This window comes from Halomonas sp. HNIBRBA4712, assembly GCF_043558675.1.
In the GTDB taxonomy this organism is placed as follows: domain Bacteria; phylum Pseudomonadota; class Gammaproteobacteria; order Pseudomonadales; family Halomonadaceae; genus Vreelandella.
Genome location: NZ_JBIFXR010000001.1, coordinates 840,376 through 857,837, shown reverse-complemented (window position 1 = coordinate 857,837; position 17,462 = coordinate 840,376). Strand labels below are relative to the sequence as shown.

General features: G+C 59.5%; 17 protein-coding genes and 1 riboswitch. Of the genes, 4 read left to right on the top strand and 13 right to left on the bottom strand.

Going from position 1 to position 17,462, the window contains the following annotated elements:
• Positions 1-183: 183 nt before the first annotated feature.
• On the bottom strand, positions 184-408 hold the full coding sequence (locus ACGK9R_RS03995) for a hypothetical protein (RefSeq protein ID WP_394578377.1): 225 nt from the start codon (positions 406-408) through the stop codon (positions 184-186).
• Positions 409-594: 186 nt separating this feature from the next.
• Positions 595-1,209: a class I SAM-dependent methyltransferase gene (locus ACGK9R_RS03990; protein ID WP_394578375.1), complete on the bottom strand. Its 615-nt coding sequence runs from the start codon at positions 1,207-1,209 to the stop codon at positions 595-597.
• A gap of 130 nt (positions 1,210-1,339) precedes the next feature.
• Positions 1,340-1,491: riboswitch (TPP riboswitch) on the top strand.
• 87 nt (positions 1,492-1,578) lie between these two features.
• Between ACGK9R_RS03990 and tenA the strand changes: the two genes are divergently transcribed.
• From tenA to ACGK9R_RS03975, 3 genes are all read left to right on the top strand, one after another.
• A complete protein-coding gene (gene tenA, locus ACGK9R_RS03985; RefSeq protein ID WP_394578373.1) occupies positions 1,579-2,247 on the top strand; it encodes a thiaminase II in 669 nt (222 codons plus the stop codon).
• 32 nt (positions 2,248-2,279) lie between these two features.
• On the top strand, positions 2,280-4,160 hold the full coding sequence (gene thiC, locus ACGK9R_RS03980) for a phosphomethylpyrimidine synthase ThiC (RefSeq protein WP_394578371.1): 1,881 nt from the start codon (positions 2,280-2,282) through the stop codon (positions 4,158-4,160).
• Between the two features lie 179 nt (positions 4,161-4,339).
• Entirely contained in the window at positions 4,340-6,049 is a 1,710-nt protein-coding gene (locus ACGK9R_RS03975; protein ID WP_394578369.1) for a hypothetical protein, read from the top strand.
• 87 nt (positions 6,050-6,136) lie between these two features.
• Here ACGK9R_RS03975 and ACGK9R_RS03970 read toward each other — a convergent pair whose 3' ends face one another.
• From ACGK9R_RS03970 to ACGK9R_RS03920, 11 genes are all read right to left on the bottom strand, one after another.
• Positions 6,137-6,316: a CsbD family protein gene (locus tag ACGK9R_RS03970; RefSeq protein WP_394578367.1), complete on the bottom strand. Its 180-nt coding sequence runs from the start codon at positions 6,314-6,316 to the stop codon at positions 6,137-6,139.
• Between the two features lie 110 nt (positions 6,317-6,426).
• On the bottom strand, positions 6,427-7,446 hold the full coding sequence (locus ACGK9R_RS03965; protein WP_394578587.1) for a DUF2955 domain-containing protein: 1,020 nt from the start codon (positions 7,444-7,446) through the stop codon (positions 6,427-6,429).
• Positions 7,447-7,624: 178 nt separating this feature from the next.
• Positions 7,625-8,686 (bottom strand): HlyD family secretion protein, encoded by a 1,062-nt coding sequence (locus ACGK9R_RS03960; RefSeq protein WP_394578365.1) that lies wholly within the window; start codon positions 8,684-8,686, stop codon positions 7,625-7,627.
• Between the two features lie 180 nt (positions 8,687-8,866).
• Positions 8,867-9,373 (bottom strand): porin family protein, encoded by a 507-nt coding sequence (locus ACGK9R_RS03955; RefSeq protein ID WP_394578363.1) that lies wholly within the window; start codon positions 9,371-9,373, stop codon positions 8,867-8,869.
• Between the two features lie 76 nt (positions 9,374-9,449).
• Positions 9,450-10,364, bottom strand: a complete 915-nt coding sequence (locus ACGK9R_RS03950) for an EamA family transporter (RefSeq protein ID WP_394578361.1) — start codon at positions 10,362-10,364, stop codon at positions 9,450-9,452.
• A 223-nt stretch (positions 10,365-10,587) separates the two neighbouring features.
• The gene (cyoE, locus tag ACGK9R_RS03945; protein WP_394578359.1) at positions 10,588-11,508 is read right to left on the bottom strand and encodes a heme o synthase; all 921 of its coding nucleotides are present in this window, start codon (positions 11,506-11,508) and stop codon (positions 10,588-10,590) included.
• The gene (gene cyoD, locus ACGK9R_RS03940; protein ID WP_394578357.1) at positions 11,466-11,795 is read right to left on the bottom strand and encodes a cytochrome o ubiquinol oxidase subunit IV; all 330 of its coding nucleotides are present in this window, start codon (positions 11,793-11,795) and stop codon (positions 11,466-11,468) included. Before cyoD ends, cyoE begins: the two co-directional genes overlap by 43 nt.
• 1 nt (position 11,796) lies before the next feature.
• Positions 11,797-12,417 carry a cytochrome o ubiquinol oxidase subunit III gene (cyoC, locus tag ACGK9R_RS03935; protein ID WP_394578354.1) on the bottom strand — a complete coding sequence of 207 codons (621 nt, stop codon included), beginning with the start codon at positions 12,415-12,417 and terminating at the stop codon, positions 11,797-11,799.
• The gene (gene cyoB, locus ACGK9R_RS03930; protein WP_394578351.1) at positions 12,417-14,393 is read right to left on the bottom strand and encodes a cytochrome o ubiquinol oxidase subunit I; all 1,977 of its coding nucleotides are present in this window, start codon (positions 14,391-14,393) and stop codon (positions 12,417-12,419) included. The genes cyoC and cyoB overlap by 1 nt, the downstream gene beginning before the upstream one ends.
• A 3-nt stretch (positions 14,394-14,396) precedes the next feature.
• Complete coding sequence (gene cyoA, locus ACGK9R_RS03925; protein ID WP_394578349.1) at positions 14,397-15,383, bottom strand: ubiquinol oxidase subunit II; 987 nt, start codon at positions 15,381-15,383, stop codon at positions 14,397-14,399.
• 267 nt (positions 15,384-15,650) lie between these two features.
• The gene (locus ACGK9R_RS03920; RefSeq protein WP_394578347.1) at positions 15,651-16,427 is read right to left on the bottom strand and encodes a DeoR/GlpR family DNA-binding transcription regulator; all 777 of its coding nucleotides are present in this window, start codon (positions 16,425-16,427) and stop codon (positions 15,651-15,653) included.
• Positions 16,428-16,600: 173 nt separating this feature from the next.
• Here ACGK9R_RS03920 and ACGK9R_RS03915 point away from each other — a divergent pair, with 173 nt between their 5' ends.
• Positions 16,601-17,437 (top strand): outer membrane protein OmpK, encoded by an 837-nt coding sequence (locus tag ACGK9R_RS03915; RefSeq protein WP_394578345.1) that lies wholly within the window; start codon positions 16,601-16,603, stop codon positions 17,435-17,437.
• Positions 17,438-17,462: the final 25 nt, after the last annotated feature.

Below are 17,462 nucleotides of genomic sequence, written 5' to 3'. Positions count from 1 at the left end.
CCCCAATAACCCGCGATAAGAAATGATGCTGAGCCTATGACCGCGAGGATTCCCGAATTTAACTAAGATAATTTTTTTGTTTTTAGCCGAGTGATTATTTGAGCAAGCTTGTCCAACTGCGTCATTACCTTTCCTTTCTGATACCGTAGCCGCGCCCGGCCTTGTAAGAAGTTAACTCCAGTTTCATGCGTGACGTTCTCCTACATATGGTACGACTTTCCATTCTTCATCTTCGTTTTTGCGTGAATAAACTTCTCGGTCGGTGCCCTCTGAGTTCGGAATGCTAATACATTGCTCCGCGTCATCGTCGCTGCATATCACCGGCTGATGTTGAGCTGAAGATCCTGCATATTTATTGTTCTTCACGTGATCCCAGATTTGGCTTATTTCTTCTTGGGTATGTTTCATTGATGTAGCTCCTTGAGTGCTAACAGCGATTATGTAGCCGGCCGCATAACCTTAATAAACGTGCAGGCGCGTTCATTGAGATTATTTAGCCTCTCTGATCAAATCTACCTTATTGATTCTATTACTAGCAAAGCAATTTTTGGAATACCTGGCAATTGGGCGGCGCTTGGCGGTCACCACGCAGAACTAGCTATTCCATCGCCTCCTCGGCTTTCTTAAGATCAGATCAAACCGATGCCAGTGATGTAGCACTAACCCACCCTCCCCTTCGCTTTCGCGTAATAGCTCGATTTCCAGACCATCGCATAACGCTTCTACTTCTCGTTTCGAATGAAAGTTCATACCTGAGTTGGTAGCCCAGTCATGCCCGTTGCCAAAAAGATGGCCGGCGAATACGCCGCCCGGCTCAAGCGCCGAACGAACCAAGCCCCATAATGCCGAGAAGCGGGTTGGATGACAGAACGGTAGGCTCAGCCCCGCATGAATGAGTGCCGAAGGCGGGAGGCTTTCCAGCTCCTCGAAGCTCGATGCCCAAACCATCAGCTCTGTAGAGGGCAGCTCGGCTTTCAATGCCTCTACGCGTTCTATCGCCCTAGGCTCCTTGTCGATTGCCAATACGCTCCATCCTGCGCTCGATAACATGGCCGTTTCGATACCGCTACCGCAGCCTAAATCGACGGCGTGGCCGTTACCCACGGGCAAGCATTGCTCACCCAAGGCGCGCCGTAACAGCGGTGAGGCGGGGCGTGTTTGATTGGCCGTGTAGAAGGCTTCCCAGCCGGTTTCGTTGTTTTTCTTCAATGTCGGTATTCCCGGATAGCTTTAAGCTTATAGAGAGCCCCCTGAGGGCAGCAGCGAATTAAAACTAACACGCAGTGCCTTCGAATACCCTCTTGCATCTCCTTTCAGCCCACCCTAGACTCGCCAAACTACTTGCTTGACGGGGTGCCGGTGAATCCGGCTGAGATGGCGCAGGGCGTGCTCTTTAAGAGCGCCAAGCGCTGGTCCCGCTGAACCTGATCCGGCTAATGCGCTTATTTGAAAAGCGCGGGTACCGGCGTAGGGATCAAGCGATGGCGCCGGCACCCTCTTTCAAGATAATTCGCCACCTTCCGCGCCACTCCCTCGATCTTCTCGCCTGCCCTTCGGATCTCTACTCCCGGAGGATGTATGGGCTATTGCTTTACCGATCTCACCACCGCCTGCGAAAGCGATTGGCGCGCTTATATCGAGCACGATTTTGTCCGCCAATTGGGCACCGCTACCCTTCCTGACGACGCCTTTCGCCACTACCTGAAGCAGGATTATCTGTTTCTGATTCACTTCGCCCGCGCCTATGCGCTGGCGGCCTACAAGAGCCCAACACTTGCGGATTTGCGCCAGGCCCATGAGGGCATGAAAGCCATCGTCGATGTGGAGCTGGGGCTGCACATCGGTTTTTGCCGCGAGTGGGGCATTTCGGAATCGGAGCTTGCCGAACTCCCCGAAGCGCGGGCCACGCTCGCCTACACCCGCTACGTGCTGGATACCGGCAGCCGCGGCGACTTGCTGGATCTGCACGTCGCGCTCGCCCCGTGCCTGGTCGGCTACGGCGAAATCGCCAACTGGCTCAATGCCCAGGCAAGCACCGTGCGCGGGGGCGACAACCCATTCGATGCCTGGATCGCGATGTATGAAGGCGAAGAGTTCCAGGCTGCGATGCGCGCGGAGCTCGAATGGCTGAACGCCCGTTTGGCCGATGTGTCGCCCGCTCGCTTTGAGGAGCTTACCCGGATATTCCGCGATGCCACGCGCCTGGAGATCGACTTCTGGCAGATGGGCCTGGATTTGACCGACTAGTACGACAACAACCACAACGAGAGACTTTCATCATGAGCCGCACCCAGCATTTTTTGGCCGAAACCGCCCAGGTCGACGCCGCCGCCATCGCCCCGCTGCCCGCCTCCACCAAGCGTTACGTCGAAGGCTCGCGCCCGGATATCCGCGTGCCGTTTCGCGAAATCACGCTGTCGCCGACCACCACCAGCAATGCTGCCGAGGAGAACCCGCCGCTGCTGGTCTACGATACTTCTGGGCCCTACACCGACCCCGCCGCGCAGATCGACCTGCGTAAAGGCCTACCGGAGCTGCGCCGAGCGTGGATCGAGGAGCGCGACGATACCGAATTTCTCGAGGGGCTGACCTCGGAGTACGGCAACCGCCGCGCCAATGACCCTACGCTTGCCCAGCTGCGTTTCGATCTAAAGCGCACCCCGCGCCGGGCGAAAGCGGGTAAGAACGTGACCCAGCTCCACTACGCTCGAAAAGGCATCGTGACGCCGGAGATGGAATTCATCGCCATTCGCGAGAACCAGCGCCGCCAGGCCCTTGGAACGGCGGAAGTCGAGCGCATTCTGGGCCACCAGCACCGCGGCCAGAGCTTTGGCGCCAACATCCCGGAAGAGATCACGCCCGAGTTCGTGCGCGACGAGGTGGCCCGGGGCCGGGCGATCATTCCCAACAACATCAACCACCCGGAAAGCGAGCCGATGATCATCGGGCGCAACTTCCTGGTGAAGATCAACGGCAACCTGGGTAACTCGGCGGTGACGTCGTCCATCGAAGAGGAAGTCGACAAGATGACCTGGGGCATCCGCTGGGGCGCGGATACCATCATGGATCTTTCTACCGGGCAGAACATCCACGAAACCCGCGAGTGGATCCTGCGCAACTCGCCGGTGCCGATCGGCACGGTGCCGATCTACCAAGCGCTGGAGAAGGTCAAGGGCGTGGCGGAGAACCTTACCTGGGAAGTGTTTCGCGATACGTTGATCGAGCAGGCGGAACAGGGCGTGGACTACTTCACCATTCACGCGGGCGTACTGCTGCGCTACGTGCCACTGACCGCCAGTCGCGTCACCGGCATCGTCAGCCGCGGCGGCTCCATCATGGCGAAGTGGTGCTTGTATCATCATCAGGAGAGCTTCCTGTATACCCACTTCGAGGAGATCTGCGAGATCTGCAAGCAGTACGACGTGGCGTTTTCACTCGGCGACGGCCTGCGCCCGGGCTCGATTGCCGATGCCAACGATGACGCTCAGATGGCGGAGCTGAAAACCCTGGGCGAGCTGACCCATATCGCCTGGAAGCACGACGTACAGGTGATGATCGAGGGCCCCGGCCACGTGCCCATGCACCTGGTGAAGGAGAACATGGACAAGCAGCTCGAGTACTGCGACGAGGCGCCCTTCTATACGCTAGGGCCGCTGGTGACCGACATCGCGCCGGGCTATGACCATATTACCTCCGGCATCGGGGCGGCGATGATCGGCTGGTTCGGCTGCGCGATGCTCTGCTACGTGACGCCCAAGGAGCACCTGGGCCTGCCCAACAAGGATGACGTCAAAACCGGCATCATCACCTACAAGATTGCCGCCCACGCGGCGGACCTCGCCAAGGGGCATCCGGCGGCTCAGCGCCGCGACAATGCGCTGTCGAAAGCGCGCTTCGAGTTTCGTTGGGAGGATCAGTTCAACCTGGGGCTGGACCCGGATACGGCGCGGGAGTACCACGACGAAACCCTGCCCAAGGATTCCGCCAAGGTGGCGCATTTTTGCTCCATGTGCGGGCCGAAGTTCTGCTCGATGAAGATCAGCCAGGAGGTTCGCGATACCTACAAGGACCACGACACGTTGAACGAGGCGCAGCAAGGCATGGAAGAGCAGGCGGAGAAATTTCGCCGCGAAGGAAGTGCGCTCTACCAGAAGGTGTAGCGCCGGGCTCGAAAGGATAAGCCGAATGCCCCTGCCATTATCGGCCGGGGGTATTCTGGTAAATGGCGGCGCGTTCGTTGACGGCAAACAAGTCCGCACGTATCAACACAACCAGGCGATGGAGGCGCTCATCGGGATTAGGTATTCTTGAACCGCGACCTTCATCCAGTGGACTAAACATGATCAAGAAAACCTACCTGGCGGCCTCGATTGCGCTGCTTTCCGGCAGCGTGCTCGTTGGCTGTAGCGGCGATGACCAGGCCAACGCTGCGTCGATGCTGAACTATATTCCGGCGAACTCACCCTACTTCATGGCCACGCGCGAAAGCGTCTCCGAACAGGAGGCGTTTGATTTCTACCAGCGCACCCAGGTCTTCCGTAGCTTCCAGCAGGATCTGGAGGAGCTGCGCGATGCAGAGCGCGAACTCAAGGAGCTGCGCGAGCGCGAAGGTGACGCTCGCTACGAGCAGTACGCGGCGCTACTGGCACTGGTGCGCGCGCTGGGTGAAGAGTTCGAAAGCATCGACTCGCTGGACGAGCTGCACGCCCGCGGGCTCAGGGCCTCGCCGCACATGAGCCTTTACGGTCTGGGCATCCTGCCGGTCATGCGCGTCGAGCTCGAGGACGAAAGTGCGTTTCGTGACACCCTCGAGCGAGTGCTGGCGCGCGCCGAACTTGCGCCGCGCACGGGTCGCTTCGATGAAACCGACTACTGGGTGCTCACCCCCGAGGGAGACGTCGAGATCATTCTCACGATCGTCGATCATCAGGCGCTGCTGGCGCTGATGCCCGCCAACGCCAGCGACGAGCTGATGACCCAGGTGTTGGGGCAGGAGCTGCCGGAAGAGACCCTTGCCGACACCGGCGAGCTTGCCGAGATCGAAAGCCGCTACGGCTTCACGCCGTATGGTGCCGGCCAGGTCAGTACCGCGCGCGTTTTCGACGAGCTCGGCTCGCCCAGCCACGCGGGCACCCGCGCGCTTCTGGCGTCTACCGGCGAAGCGCCGCCGGACTTCTCCTCCTGCCAGGCCGATATCGACCGCCTGACCCGCCGCCTTCCCGGCCTGGCAGTGGGTACTCGTGAGTACGATCTCATGGGGCGCTCGGAAGTCAATCTGATCGTACAAACCGACGACGACCTCGTTGCCGATCTTCGCCGGCTATCCAATCCGGTCGCGGGGATGGGCCGCCAGCAGGGCCTTGCCAGTGCCGGTCTCAGCATCAATCTGCCGGTGCTGCTCGAACTCGTTCAAACCTACTCGCGCCAGCTGCGCGACAACCCATTCAGCTGTGCCGAGCTTAGCGGGCTCAATAGCATGTGGAGCGACGCCAACGGGCTTTTGAGCAACCCGCTGGTGATGATGGTGGCGCCGTCGCTCTCCGGACTGAACGCGCGTATCGACCGTCTTTACGTCAAGAACGCCGAGCCCGTGATCAACGGCCTTCTGACGTTGGGCTCCGCCAACCCGATGGCGCTGCTTCAAGCCGCCAGCGCCTTCGTACCGGAACTCGGCCAGCTGGGGCTCACCCCCAACAGCGCCCCACAGCGCGTTAAAAGCATGATGTTACCGCCCTCAACCCCCGAGCTTTACGCGGCCATGTCCGAGTCCGCCCTGGCGCTGGGCTTTGGCCTGGACGCCCCCTCGGCGCTTGAAGAGGGCCTGAACGCACCGGTCGTCGATGAAGACCTGCTGCTGCACGGTTTCTTCACCGGCGAGTTTTTCCAGGCGCTGGCAGATATCGCCGAAACCGACAACGGCGAGCTGGCTCGTTCCGAGATCGACAACCTGCGCCGCCAGGGCGAGATTTACGACAACATGGAACTGACGATTAAAGCAGGAGAGTACGGGCTGGAAGTGAACCTGGCTGCCGAGCTGAACGATCAGTAGCGGTTTTGGGAGAAGCGCCGTATCAATGGGAGGTAACTCAAACTAAAACAGGGGCCTTTCGGCCCCTGTCTCGTTATTTGGGAGTGACTATTTCTTAAGGCCTTCCTTCAGCTCGCCCTTGCCTTTTTGCGCTTCGCCCTTGGCTTGCTGAGCGTGGCCCTTGGCTTCGGTCTTGTCGCTGCCGGTGGCTTTACCAACCGCTTCCTTCACTTTACCAGCGGCCTTGTTAGCAGCACCTTTCGCTTTATCTTCTTTAGCACCTGACATGGCTTGTTACCTCTAATCCGTTAGTAGGAAAGCCCTGTATGTAGGGAAGACATCAGTGTCTTTTAACAGTACAGGTAATTCTTAGAGTAGCCGGTGTCGAAAAAGTTGCCTCACTTTCTTTTCGTAAGCGATGTAGGCGGCCAGGCGTTGAGTAATTTGTGCAGGCAGCCCATCACCATCATCGTGGCCACGAGTGCTACGAACATCGAGGAGAAGCGGTAGAGCGCGCTGTAAATGATGTCCTGACTCGGGCCCAGCGACTGGCCAAACAGTATTCCCAGGGTCGTCATACCACCGAATCCCACCCCGGAGCCCCCCGCCTCGAACACGTGCTCACGGCAAAAAAGCATCAGCCCCAGCCAGAAGATCACGATCGCCAGCAGAAAATGGTTGCTCTGAGTGTAAAGAAGCAGCTGCATGACCAGCGCCATGTTGCACCCCAGTAAGGTCCCCACCAGACGCTTTATCGTCGATACCTGGGCGCCGGCATAGCCCATGGCGAACAGCACCAGCACCGTGGCCATTTGCGCCGAGAGCGAGTCGCGTAGATCGAAAGTCTGAAACACCACGAAGGAGATCGTTGCGGTAATACCGCCGATCAGCGTTTCATGACGGATCTGCTCGGGCGGCTTGGCGACGCGAGGTGGCGGCTGGCGCGGGGCCACATCGGGAAACAGCGTGTGCATCAGCATGGCCAGCAGCACTGCCAGCACGCTCGCCAGCCAGTTGGCCATCAGCAGCTCACCCAGGTCGACGCCCGGGTAGCTTGCAAAGTGAAGCAGCACGCTCAGGGTCACTACGCCATTGGCCGCATACAGAAACAGCGGCCCCTTGGCCATCAGGTTGAAGCGAAACAGAAACAGACACAGCACCACCAGCGTCATCACCACCGGCATGTGCTGTAACAGCCCCATGATCAGGCTGACCTCCACCACGTTGAAGGTGGCGTTGGCCATGAACTGGCGGATGATACCGGCACTGAGGATCGGCACCATGCCCAGCAAAAACATTGGAAACACAGTAAAGAAGACACCGTAGTTCCACCCCATGACCTTACTGATAACAAAGCCAAGCGTGGCGCCACCGGCGACGCGCAGGCACTGGCGTAGACCGTTTTCGTCCAGCGTCATTCTGGACGCCCCTTGTCCGGCACGGCGCCCCGGCCACAGATTGACCAGCGCCTCGACCACCACGCGCTTGAGCGACATGCCGCCCCGCGTACTGGGCGCGTTTCCGGAGGCCGGGACCTCCATGCCCCCTCTCTCACCAGGCTTGCGTTCCGGCGACCGGGAATCAGTAGACCGAGGATCAGTAGACATAGTGCAGCCAGCTGATCAGGTGCACCTGCAGCCAGGCGAAAGGGTGAGCGATCGGGTGCTCGCCGGGCAAGAGCTGAACGCTTGCCCGCGCGCCGCTGGGCGGCATGGCTTCGAGCGGATGCTCGAGGCTGACGTGCAGGCGCAGGCGCTGGGCGTCGCGCACCCAGCGATCCGAGGTCGGGATATCCGCCAACTGGCCGTTGGCGCTGATCTGACCTTCGCTCACGCCCGCATCAAGCGCCGTCACGTGGCCTTCGAAAATATGCCCGGGCAGCGCGTCGAGCACGACCTTCGCTTCATCGCCGATATGCACGTGGCGCAGACTCTTTTCACGAAAATCCGCGATAATGTCCGCGCCGATGCCGACCAGCGCCAGTACCGGCTGGCCCGCCTGAACGTAGTCGCCGGCCTGAAGCTGCAGGTTGGTGACCTGCCCCGCCTCGGCGGCGCGAATCTCGGTTCGCGCCAGGTTGAGCTGGGCGTTGGAAAGGGCATTGCGCGCCTGGCGCAGGCGCAGGTTAGCATCGCCCTCCTCACCCAACTGGGTTTCAAGGCTGGTGATTTGCGCCTCGGCCGCGCGCACGTCGGAGTCGGCGGTGTTCGCCGCTGCCACCCGCTGCTCGTACTGCTGGCGGGAAATACTCTGGCGCCCAATGAGCGACTCCGCCCGCTGGCGTTCGCTATTAAGCTCGCTGGCGTTCGCCCTCGCGGCCGTCAGCGAGGCGCGCGCCGCCGCCAGGTCGGCTTGCAGCCGGTCGTTCTCCTGGCCGGCCTGCTCGACATTCAACTGCGCCTTTTCCAGCGCGATCTCGTAGGGCTCGGGGTCGAGACGAAACAGCAGGTCGCCTTTTTCCACCCGCTGGTGGTCCTCGACCACGACCTCGACCACCGGCGCGCTGAGCTCCGGCGCGATTCGCGTCACCGGGCGCATGATACGCGCCTCGGGTGTGATCGGCATGAAGCTATCGGCCACCAGAAAATAGACAAACAAAAGGGCAAAGGTAGCCAAAGCCACCCTTACCCATCGGGTAAAGCGCTGATCGGGAGACATCGGTATTCACTCGTTTAACCGCTGGCACGCCAGGGTTCATTCAGTTCGATACGCTAGCCTATCATATTATTAGCTTGCTAACAATGTGCTTGTAATCGCGCTCGATCGTGATGAGCAGGCATAAAAAAACCCCACCGCGTGGGTGGGGCTCTGACTCGCTCAAGCGATATACGAAAAAGCCTAGAACCGATAACGAAGACCAACGCTTGCCGCGTCGAAGTCGTAGTCGGATTTATCCAGGTAGCGCATGTAATCGGCGCCTACCGCCAGGTTCGGGGCGATATCGACCTCGGCGCCACCGCCGTAGGAGAAGCCACTTTCGCGATCGAGGTCGAAGTCTACCTCGGTCATGCCCGCCAGGCCGTAAAGGCGTACGTTGGGGGCGATAGGCGCGATGCCCTTGGCGTAGATACCGGCCAGGTAGTCGAGCTCGGCGGGGCCGTCGGAGCCGCCGGTACCCAGGTGGCCTTCCAGCGCGAAGTAATCGTTGAACTGCGAACCGCCGCGCAGGCGAAGGCCGGTGCTGTCGAGCGAAGAGCCGCGGTCCGGGTCCAGGTTCCAGAACATGGCGTCGCCGCCGATGTAGCCTTCCGGATAGTTGAAGGATTGCGCTTGAGCCGATGCCGCGAATGCACCGGCACCCAGCAGAACGGCCGCGGAGGTGAGTGATAAAACGGTCATCTTCATAGGGGGCACCTCAGTTAAAAAACAGTGTTTCCTTACACCTGCGAAGTGTGGCCTAGTGCGTTCGAAAACGCAAATCCTAGCGCACTTTCGAAAGACTCAGAATCACGATCCCACCGACCACTACAGCGCCGCCTAGCAGTTGAACCGGTCCAAGGGCTTGACCCAAAACGAAATATCCCAATACCAACGAAGCGACGGGCTCGATGTTCATTACCGGCGCGTTGCGCGCCATATCCAGTCGCAGCACGCTAATCAAAAGCGTTGAAAAAGCCGTACCGTATAACAGTGCAAGCAAAATCAGCCCCGTCCAGCCCTGGCTATTGGCCGGCAGATTCATGCCGCCCGGTACCACCCCCAGCGCGGCCCCGATCAGCATAAGAATGAACACCGTTTGAACGGTCAAAAGACTTCGAAGCGTGCTGCCCACACTTGAAAGACGATGCTCGGTGATCCACAGCGCGCAGGCGAACACGAAAGCGGAAAGCAAGCCAAAACCGATGCCAAGCGCCCAATCGGCGCCCAGCGTTTCGGCTTGTAGAAGCCAGGCGGGAATATCCAGTACGACCAGAAGCCCCAGCAAAATGGTGCCCATGATGGCGCACTGCCTGAGCGTGGGGCGCGGCCCGCCCAACATCCAGGTAATCAGCGCAAGCTGAATGGGAAAGGTATTGGTGAGCAGCAGCGCGATCACAACGGGAAGCCTGGCGACCGCCGAGTAGAGCGCCAGGCTCTGTACCGTAATCAAGCACCCCACCAAAAGTTGCCAGGGCCAGGTATGCAAAGGCAACCACAGCCGCTTTCGCTTGACGGCGAACAGCGTCAGCAAAACGATGCAGGCCACGCCGGAGCGTGTCAGAATCGCCAACAGTAGCCCGGTGCCGTTATCGAAGGCGAGCCGCGCCGACACGTGATTGGCCGCGAACATACAGGCCACGGTGATCAACAGCGCGATGGCCAGCTTACGCGGCAGCGGCGAAGAGAGCGAAGACATAGCGAAGGGTCGCCTCAAGATAAGTAATCGGAAGGTGAAACTTACCATGCTACAGGGTTCGCCGCGGCGCCACAGCGCAGTATCGCAGCGAATCGGCATGACCATCCAACGGGGGCTTTCATGGCGCTCGTCAGCGTGAATACAGCGGACTCTGCGTACCAAAAAAAACGCCCAAGGGCGAAACCCTTGAGCATTTTTTGAGTGCAGGCGATGATCAAATGGCCTAGGCCAGCGGTACCACCGCCTCTAACACCATCACCAGGCTCATGGCGGTGATCGTCAGAATCGAGACGCCGAAGACCTGCTTGGCCCAGCGCACGTCATCGGTCAGACGATAGCCGCGAAGCGCAAGATAGAGCCAGTAGCAGCCCATTACCAGCGCCACACAGAGATAGCCAAGCCCGGCCTGGCTTGCCAGCCCCAGCGCCAGCGAGGCGGGAATGAACGCCACGATGTAGCCAAGAATATGGTGCTTGGCAGTCTTGATGCCACGCACCACCGGCAGTACCGGAATCGACGCCCGCTGATAGTCCGCGTAGCGGAAGATCGCGATGGCGTAGGAGTGCGGCATCTGCCACAGGCAGAAGATCACCAGCAGCGCGATCGCGCCGCTGTCGAAGGTGCCGGTCACGGCACAGTAACCCACCACCGGCGGCATCGCGCCGGAAAGACTGCCCACCAGGGTGCCGTACTCGGAGTGGCGCTTCATGTAGAGGCTGTAAATGCCTACATAAACGCCCCAGCCGATCACGGCCAACGCCACGGTCAAGCCGTTGGTGCCGAGTGCCAGGCACACCACGCCACACACGCCCAAAAGCGCCGAGAGCCCCAGCGCCTGGGTGATCGATACGCTGCCGCGTACCAGCGGGCGATGGCGCGTGCGCGCCATCAAAGCGTCGATGTCCCGATCGATCACGTTGTTACACGCGCAGGCCGAGCCGATGATCAGTGCGATGCCGAGCAGTACGGCAGCGAAGGTCATCAGATCGAACTGGCCCTGAGCGGCCAGAAAGTAGCCCCCGATGGCGGCAATCAGATTGCCGCCGATGATACCGGGTTTGGTCAGCTCCAGTAGATCCTGCCGCCGGCTGGGCATCGTGGTTAGCCGATCATCATGTTGATGTGCAGATGATGCATGATCCACAGAGAGCCTCCTACCACGAGGGCGAGAATCGAGACAGTGAATACGAAGGACATCATGTTCCATCCCTCGTCCGCCTTGGTGTTCAGGTGCATGAACATCACCAGCTGTACCAGCATCTGCAGCACCGCGGTAATCACGATGATCCAGACGGTGACCGGCGTACTGAACAGCCCCATCATCACCGCGCCAAAGGGAATGATCGTCAGCACCAGCGAGAAGATCAGACCCATCACGTAGGATTTGGTAGAGCCGTGGGCGTTTCCTAGTTCAACAGAAGCAGAACTCATCTCAAAGCACTCCCATCAGGTAGACGAAGGAGAACACACAGATCCAGACGATATCCAGAAAGTGCCAGAACAGGCTCAGACACAGGATGCGCGGACGCGTCATGTGATTGAGGCCCTTGGTCTGAAGCTGCACCAGCACCACCAGAATCCAGATCATGCCGAAGGTGACGTGCAGACCGTGCGTACCCACCAGCGTAAAGAACGCCGACAGGAACGCGCTGCGATCCGGGCCGTAGCCTTCATGAATCAGGTGATGGAATTCGTAGACCTCCATCCCCAGAAACATCAGGCCCAGTACGAAGGTCACCACCAGCCACATCTTCAGCTGGCCGACGCGCTGGGCGTTCATCGCCAGAACGCCCATGCCGAAGGTGAAACTACTGATCAACAGCGCAAAGGTACCGAACAGGATCAGCGGCAGCTCGAAGATATCGGCGCCGGTGGGCCCGCCCGCCGTGCCCCTCATGAGCACGGCGTAGGTGGCGAACAGTGACCCGAAGATCACCAGGTCACTCATCAGGTAGACCCAGAAGCCGAAGACCTTCGTGCCTTCTACGTCGTGATCGTGATGCTCGTGATGATCGTCAGCATGGGCGCCATGGTGCATTGTATCTGTCGCCATTACGAATGTGCCTCCACACGCTTGAGATGCGCCTGTTCGATCCGCTCGACTTCAGCGGCCGGCACATAGTAGTCAATATCGTCGTTGAACACGCGAGCCAAAAAGCTCACCAGCGTACCCACCGCGCCGACGATCGCCAGCCACCAGATATGCCAGATCATGGCGAAGCCGAAGATCATGGCGAACACGCTGATGATCGGGCCAGCGTTGGTGTTCTTGGGCATGTGGATATCTGTGTAAACCTTCTCTTCTGCCTGCTCGAGACCGCGCTGCTTCTGAGTCCAGAAGTCATCGATGTCGCCAACTTCCGGCTCGTGCGCGAAGTTGTAGAACGGCGCCGGTGAAGAAGTGGACCACTCGAGAGTACGGCCGTCCCACGGGTCGCCGGTCACGTCCTGGTTCTTCTTGCGATCGCGGATACTCACGTAGAACTGCATGATGGTGCAGGCAATACCACAGGCGATCAGCACCGCACCGAACCAGGCCACGATCATCCAGGGCTGCCATTCGGCGTTCGGGTAGGACTGCATGCGGCGCGCCGCGCCGTAGAAGCTCAGCACGTACAGCGGCATGAACGCGGTGTAGAAACCGGTGATCCAGAACCAGAACGAACGCTTGCCCCACTTCTCGTCCAGGGTGAAGCCGAACGCTTTCGGGAACCAGTAGGTCAGACCCGCCAGCATGCCGAACAGCACGCCGCCGATGATGACGTTATGGAAGTGCGCGATGACGAACAGGCTGTTGTGCAGCACGAAGTTCGCCGCCGGCAGCGCCAGCATCACACCGGTCATACCACCGATGGTGAAGGTGATGATGAAGCCGAGCGTCCACAGCACCGGCGAGGTCAGCTCCAGACGACCGCGGAAGATGGTGAAGATCCAGTTGAAGACCTTAACCCCGGTCGGGATCGCGATGATCATCGTCATGATGCCGAAGAAGGCGTTGACGTTGGCGCCCGCCCCCATGGTGAAGAAGTGGTGCAGCCAGACGATGAACGAAAGCACCGTGATAGCGACGGTCGCCCACACCATGGTGTGATACCCAAACAGACGCTTGCGCGCAAAGGTCGCAATGACTTCAGAGAACACACCGAAGGCCGGCAGAATCAGAATGTAGACTTCCGGATGGCCCCAGGCCCAGATCAGGTTCACGTACATCATGACGTTGCCGCCAAGCTCGTTCGTGAAGAAGTTCATGCCCAGATAACGATCCAGCGTCAGCATCGCGATGGTCGCGGTCAGGATCGGGAACGACGCGATGATCAGGACGTTGGCGCAAAGCGAGGTCCAGGTGAAGATCGGCATGCGGAACAGGGTCATGCCCTTGGTGCGCATCTTCAGAATGGTCACGAAGAAGTTGATACCGGTCAGAGTCGTACCGATACCGGATATCTGTAGTGCCCATATCCAATAATCCACCCCGACCCCGGGACTGTATTCGATCCCCGATAGCGGCGCGTAGGCAAGCCAACCGGTCTTGGCGAATTCACCCACGACCAGCGAGATGTTGATCAGAAGCGCCGAAACCGCGAACAGCCAGAAGCTCAGGTTGTTCAAAAACGGGAAGGCAACGTCGCGCGCGCCGATCTGAAGCGGCACCACCAGGTTCATCAAACCGATGACCATCGGCATCGCCACGAAGAAGATCATGATCACGCCGTGAGCGGTGAAGATCTGGTCGTAGTGATCCGGCGGTAGAAAGCCCATCGAGCCGCCGGCAGCGAACATCTGCTGGGTCCGCATCATGATGGCGTCGGCGAAGCCGCGCAGCAGCATGACCAGCGCCACGATGAAGTACATGATACCGAGTTTCTTGTGATCCACGGAGGTGAACCACTCGTTCCACAGCCAGCCCCACTTACGGAAGTAAGTCAGGGCGGCCAACAGTGCAATCGCACCAACGATCATTCCTATGCCCACGACCACGATAATCGGATCGTGAAGAGGAATAGCTTCTAAGCTAAGTTTACCGAACACGGCTTACCCTCCCGCCTCGTTGCTGATGAGCTGGTCATCTTCCACCTCATCTTCCTGGTTTTCGGTCGTTTGATAGGCTTCATTGGTATCAACGGCCGGTGCACGGTCTGCATCCTGCGTGTCCGTTTCGGGGTCGGTTCCCGTATGGAAACTGCTGACCAACCGCTCGTAGAACTCGGGCGTGACGTCGGAGAAGTACTGGACCGGGACGAACGACGAGCGCTCGGCGAGCTCCGAGTATCCTTCCGGGTAGGTCAGCGCATCCGGAGAAGCCGCGACGTCAGCAATCCACGCGTCGAAGTCCTCGTCGGAGGTAACGTAGGCATCGAAGACCATGCCAGCGAAACCCGCACCGCTGTAGTTGGTGGAGCGGCCCCAGTAGGTACCGATTTCGTTACCAATGAGGTGAACGTCGTTGTCCATGCCCGCCATGGCGTAGATCTGGGTGCCCAGGCGCGGAATGAACAGCGAGTTCATGACCGAACCAGAGGTCACGCGGATACGCACCGGCGTGTCGACCGGGATGGCCATCTCGTTGACCGAGGCCACGCCCTGCTCCGGGTAGATGAACAGCCATTTCCAATCCAGCGAAACCGCCTGAATTTCGAGCGTCGGCACATCGCTTTCCAGCGGGCGGTGCGGGTCGAGCTCGTGGGAGGAGCGCCAGGTGATGACCGCCAGAATACCGACGATGACGACCGGGACCAGCCACACGATGCCTTCGATCACGTTGGAGTGCGCCCAGTCCGGCAGGTACTGTGCGACGGTGTTGTTACGCCGATAGTGCCAGCCGAAGGCAATGGTAAGCACGATGACGGGAATAACCACGATGAGCATCAGGCCAAAGGCGCTCAGGATCAGCGAACGCTGTGCTTCACCAACATCGCCCTTTGGGTCCATCAGGGCCGAGCTACAGCCTGCAAGGAGCAAGCACAGCGCCAGCAGCACCAGGAAAGTGCCACGCCTGCGCCATTGGGAGGGTTGTTGCATGGTGCGATCTCGTCAGAGTTGCGTTTTGGAACTGGTCGTCATACGGCGCGTCGAACGTACTGCCGCATGGGCGACCCACTAGCACCCCATATTTTTCCCAGGGCACTAGAGCAACGCCTGATAACACCGGGAAAAATATGCGCTACCGCATGGGGTTGGTAGCGAACCTGGCGTGCGTTGAACGCACATACACAAGCGCGATTATTTTCTACCGATCAGGCGTGCGCAGAAAGCGACGCATTGCCGCACCCTGCTCTGCCGGAACCACTAGTCATCGCACTTTTGGCCAGTCATGGCGATGGCCGGAAACGACGACAGGCGCTGCTCGAATCGCGTTGAAACGAGCGCATCGTCGGTCACCAGCGCATCAAAGTCGCCAAGAGTAGCAAAATAGGCCGGTCGAACAACACCCATTTTGCGTTTATCGATCAGCAAAATTCGCTTTTCAGCGCACTCGATCGCCGCCCGCTTGGGCGCGACCTCGTGAAAATGAAAGCAGCTCACGCCCTGTTGATCGTCGACGCCGGCCGCCGATATCAGCGCCTTGTTGATCCCCAGCCGGCGAATCTCGAAGGCCACGTTATCTCCACCAAAGGATTGCGACGCGGGATAGTAAAGTCCGCCCAACAGCACTAGCCTAACATTGGGAAGCGTCGACACGGCGCTTGCGACGTTGAGCGCGTAAGTGACGACCGTGAGCGCTCTAAAGCGCGACAGAAACCCGAGCAGCGGCGTCAATGTGGAGCCGCAGTCGATGAACAGCGTATCCTCCTCGTCGATAAAATCGAGCGCTCGCTCACACAGGCGATACTTTACCGGATAATCCACTTCCTGCTGCTCGGCGAGATCATAAGCCGGCGCGGCCGGCAGCTTGAACAACCGCCCGCCGGCGAGCTGAATCGGCGCAGCGCCCCCCTGTAGATCGCGGCGAATGGTCATTTCACTCACGCCACACAGCGTAGCCGCGTCGCGCAGTGGCAGCAGCGTGTGGCGTTCGAGCGCTTCTTTCAAAAGCGCCAGCCGCTCTTCTCGACGATCGTTCATGATGCCGACACCCTCTTCGCGCGATTCTTGCAAATCGGTGTTAAAGGAATAACACTGAATGTTATAATTATAACATCCGCCAGCCCGCAGCCATGAAACCCCAGCGCTATATACCTTTACCCCCTACAAAAATCCCGGGGGCTGCTGCGCTATTACGATCATTTTGAGGCCTTATGACCGCTCAACGCACTTTTCGCACCCTTTCTCTTATCTCTGGCACGGCGCTAGCCGGCACGCTGCTCGCCCCTCAGGCGCTGGCTGACGACCCCGAGCCGCGCACTCTCGACCGGCTGTGGTCGTTTGCCAACGTCTCGGTGAACTACCTGGACTGGTCCAACGGTACCGAGCGGCGTACCGCCAACAACGCGGCCAAGAGTGACTTCACCTACGTCGAACTCGAAGGTGGCGTGGGCTTTGGCTGGGGCGAGTTCTACGGCTTCTTCGATTTCGAAAACCCGACCAACGACCAGTTCGACGAATCGAGCGGCGGCAAGGACAACTTCCGCACCGCGGGCAAGGTGACCTCGCACATTTATCTCGGCGACACGCCCTTCTCGCTCTACGCCCACATTTACGATTTCCGCGACTACGGCTTCGATGGCCGCGAGCAGGATCAGATTCTGGGCCTGGGTTATCGTACCACGTTCGATAACGGCCTCTGGTTCAAGCCGTTCATCGGCCCGGCGCGGGTGCAAAGTGACGGCTACACCGGCATGAACGGCTACATGGCCGGCTGGGTCGCGGGTTACGACTTCACCGCCTTCGATCAGGGTTTCAGCGTGACCAACTGGCACGAGCAGACGTTTGATCGCGCCAGCGACTACCTCGAGCAGAACTACGTGGGCGGCACCGCAGGCAGCACCGGTACCAACGGCGCGGTAGGGCTCTGGTGGCATCCAGCGGATCTGATCACTACCGGCGTGCAATACCGCTACTCTGATAACAAGCTGGGCGCGCCGAACGTCTATCAGAACGCGATGATCTACTCGGTCAAGCTCAACTTCCTGTAACGCGAGGCGCCCCCTCGCCACTCAA

Excerpts from the sequence above, each read along its gene's own strand:
- ACGK9R_RS03995 (WP_394578377.1), bottom strand. The coding sequence starts at position 408 with ATGAAACATACCCAAGAAGAAATAAGCCAAATCTGGGATCACGTGAAG.
- tenA (WP_394578373.1), top strand. The coding sequence starts at position 1,579 with ATGGGCTATTGCTTTACCGATCTCACCACCGCCTGCGAAAGCGATTGG.
- thiC (WP_394578371.1), top strand. The coding sequence starts at position 2,280 with ATGAGCCGCACCCAGCATTTTTTGGCCGAAACCGCCCAGGTCGACGCC.
- ACGK9R_RS03975 (WP_394578369.1), top strand. The coding sequence starts at position 4,340 with ATGATCAAGAAAACCTACCTGGCGGCCTCGATTGCGCTGCTTTCCGGC.
- ACGK9R_RS03970 (WP_394578367.1), bottom strand. The coding sequence starts at position 6,316 with ATGTCAGGTGCTAAAGAAGATAAAGCGAAAGGTGCTGCTAACAAGGCC.
- ACGK9R_RS03965 (WP_394578587.1), bottom strand. The coding sequence starts at position 7,446 with ATGACGCTGGACGAAAACGGTCTACGCCAGTGCCTGCGCGTCGCCGGT.
- ACGK9R_RS03960 (WP_394578365.1), bottom strand. The coding sequence starts at position 8,686 with ATGTCTCCCGATCAGCGCTTTACCCGATGGGTAAGGGTGGCTTTGGCT.
- ACGK9R_RS03955 (WP_394578363.1), bottom strand. The coding sequence starts at position 9,373 with ATGAAGATGACCGTTTTATCACTCACCTCCGCGGCCGTTCTGCTGGGT.
- ACGK9R_RS03950 (WP_394578361.1), bottom strand. The coding sequence starts at position 10,364 with ATGTCTTCGCTCTCTTCGCCGCTGCCGCGTAAGCTGGCCATCGCGCTG.
- cyoD (WP_394578357.1), bottom strand. The coding sequence starts at position 11,795 with ATGAGTTCTGCTTCTGTTGAACTAGGAAACGCCCACGGCTCTACCAAA.
- cyoC (WP_394578354.1), bottom strand. The coding sequence starts at position 12,417 with ATGGCGACAGATACAATGCACCATGGCGCCCATGCTGACGATCATCAC.
- cyoA (WP_394578349.1), bottom strand. The coding sequence starts at position 15,383 with ATGCAACAACCCTCCCAATGGCGCAGGCGTGGCACTTTCCTGGTGCTG.
- ACGK9R_RS03920 (WP_394578347.1), bottom strand. The coding sequence starts at position 16,427 with ATGAACGATCGTCGAGAAGAGCGGCTGGCGCTTTTGAAAGAAGCGCTC.
- ACGK9R_RS03915 (WP_394578345.1), top strand. The coding sequence starts at position 16,601 with ATGACCGCTCAACGCACTTTTCGCACCCTTTCTCTTATCTCTGGCACG.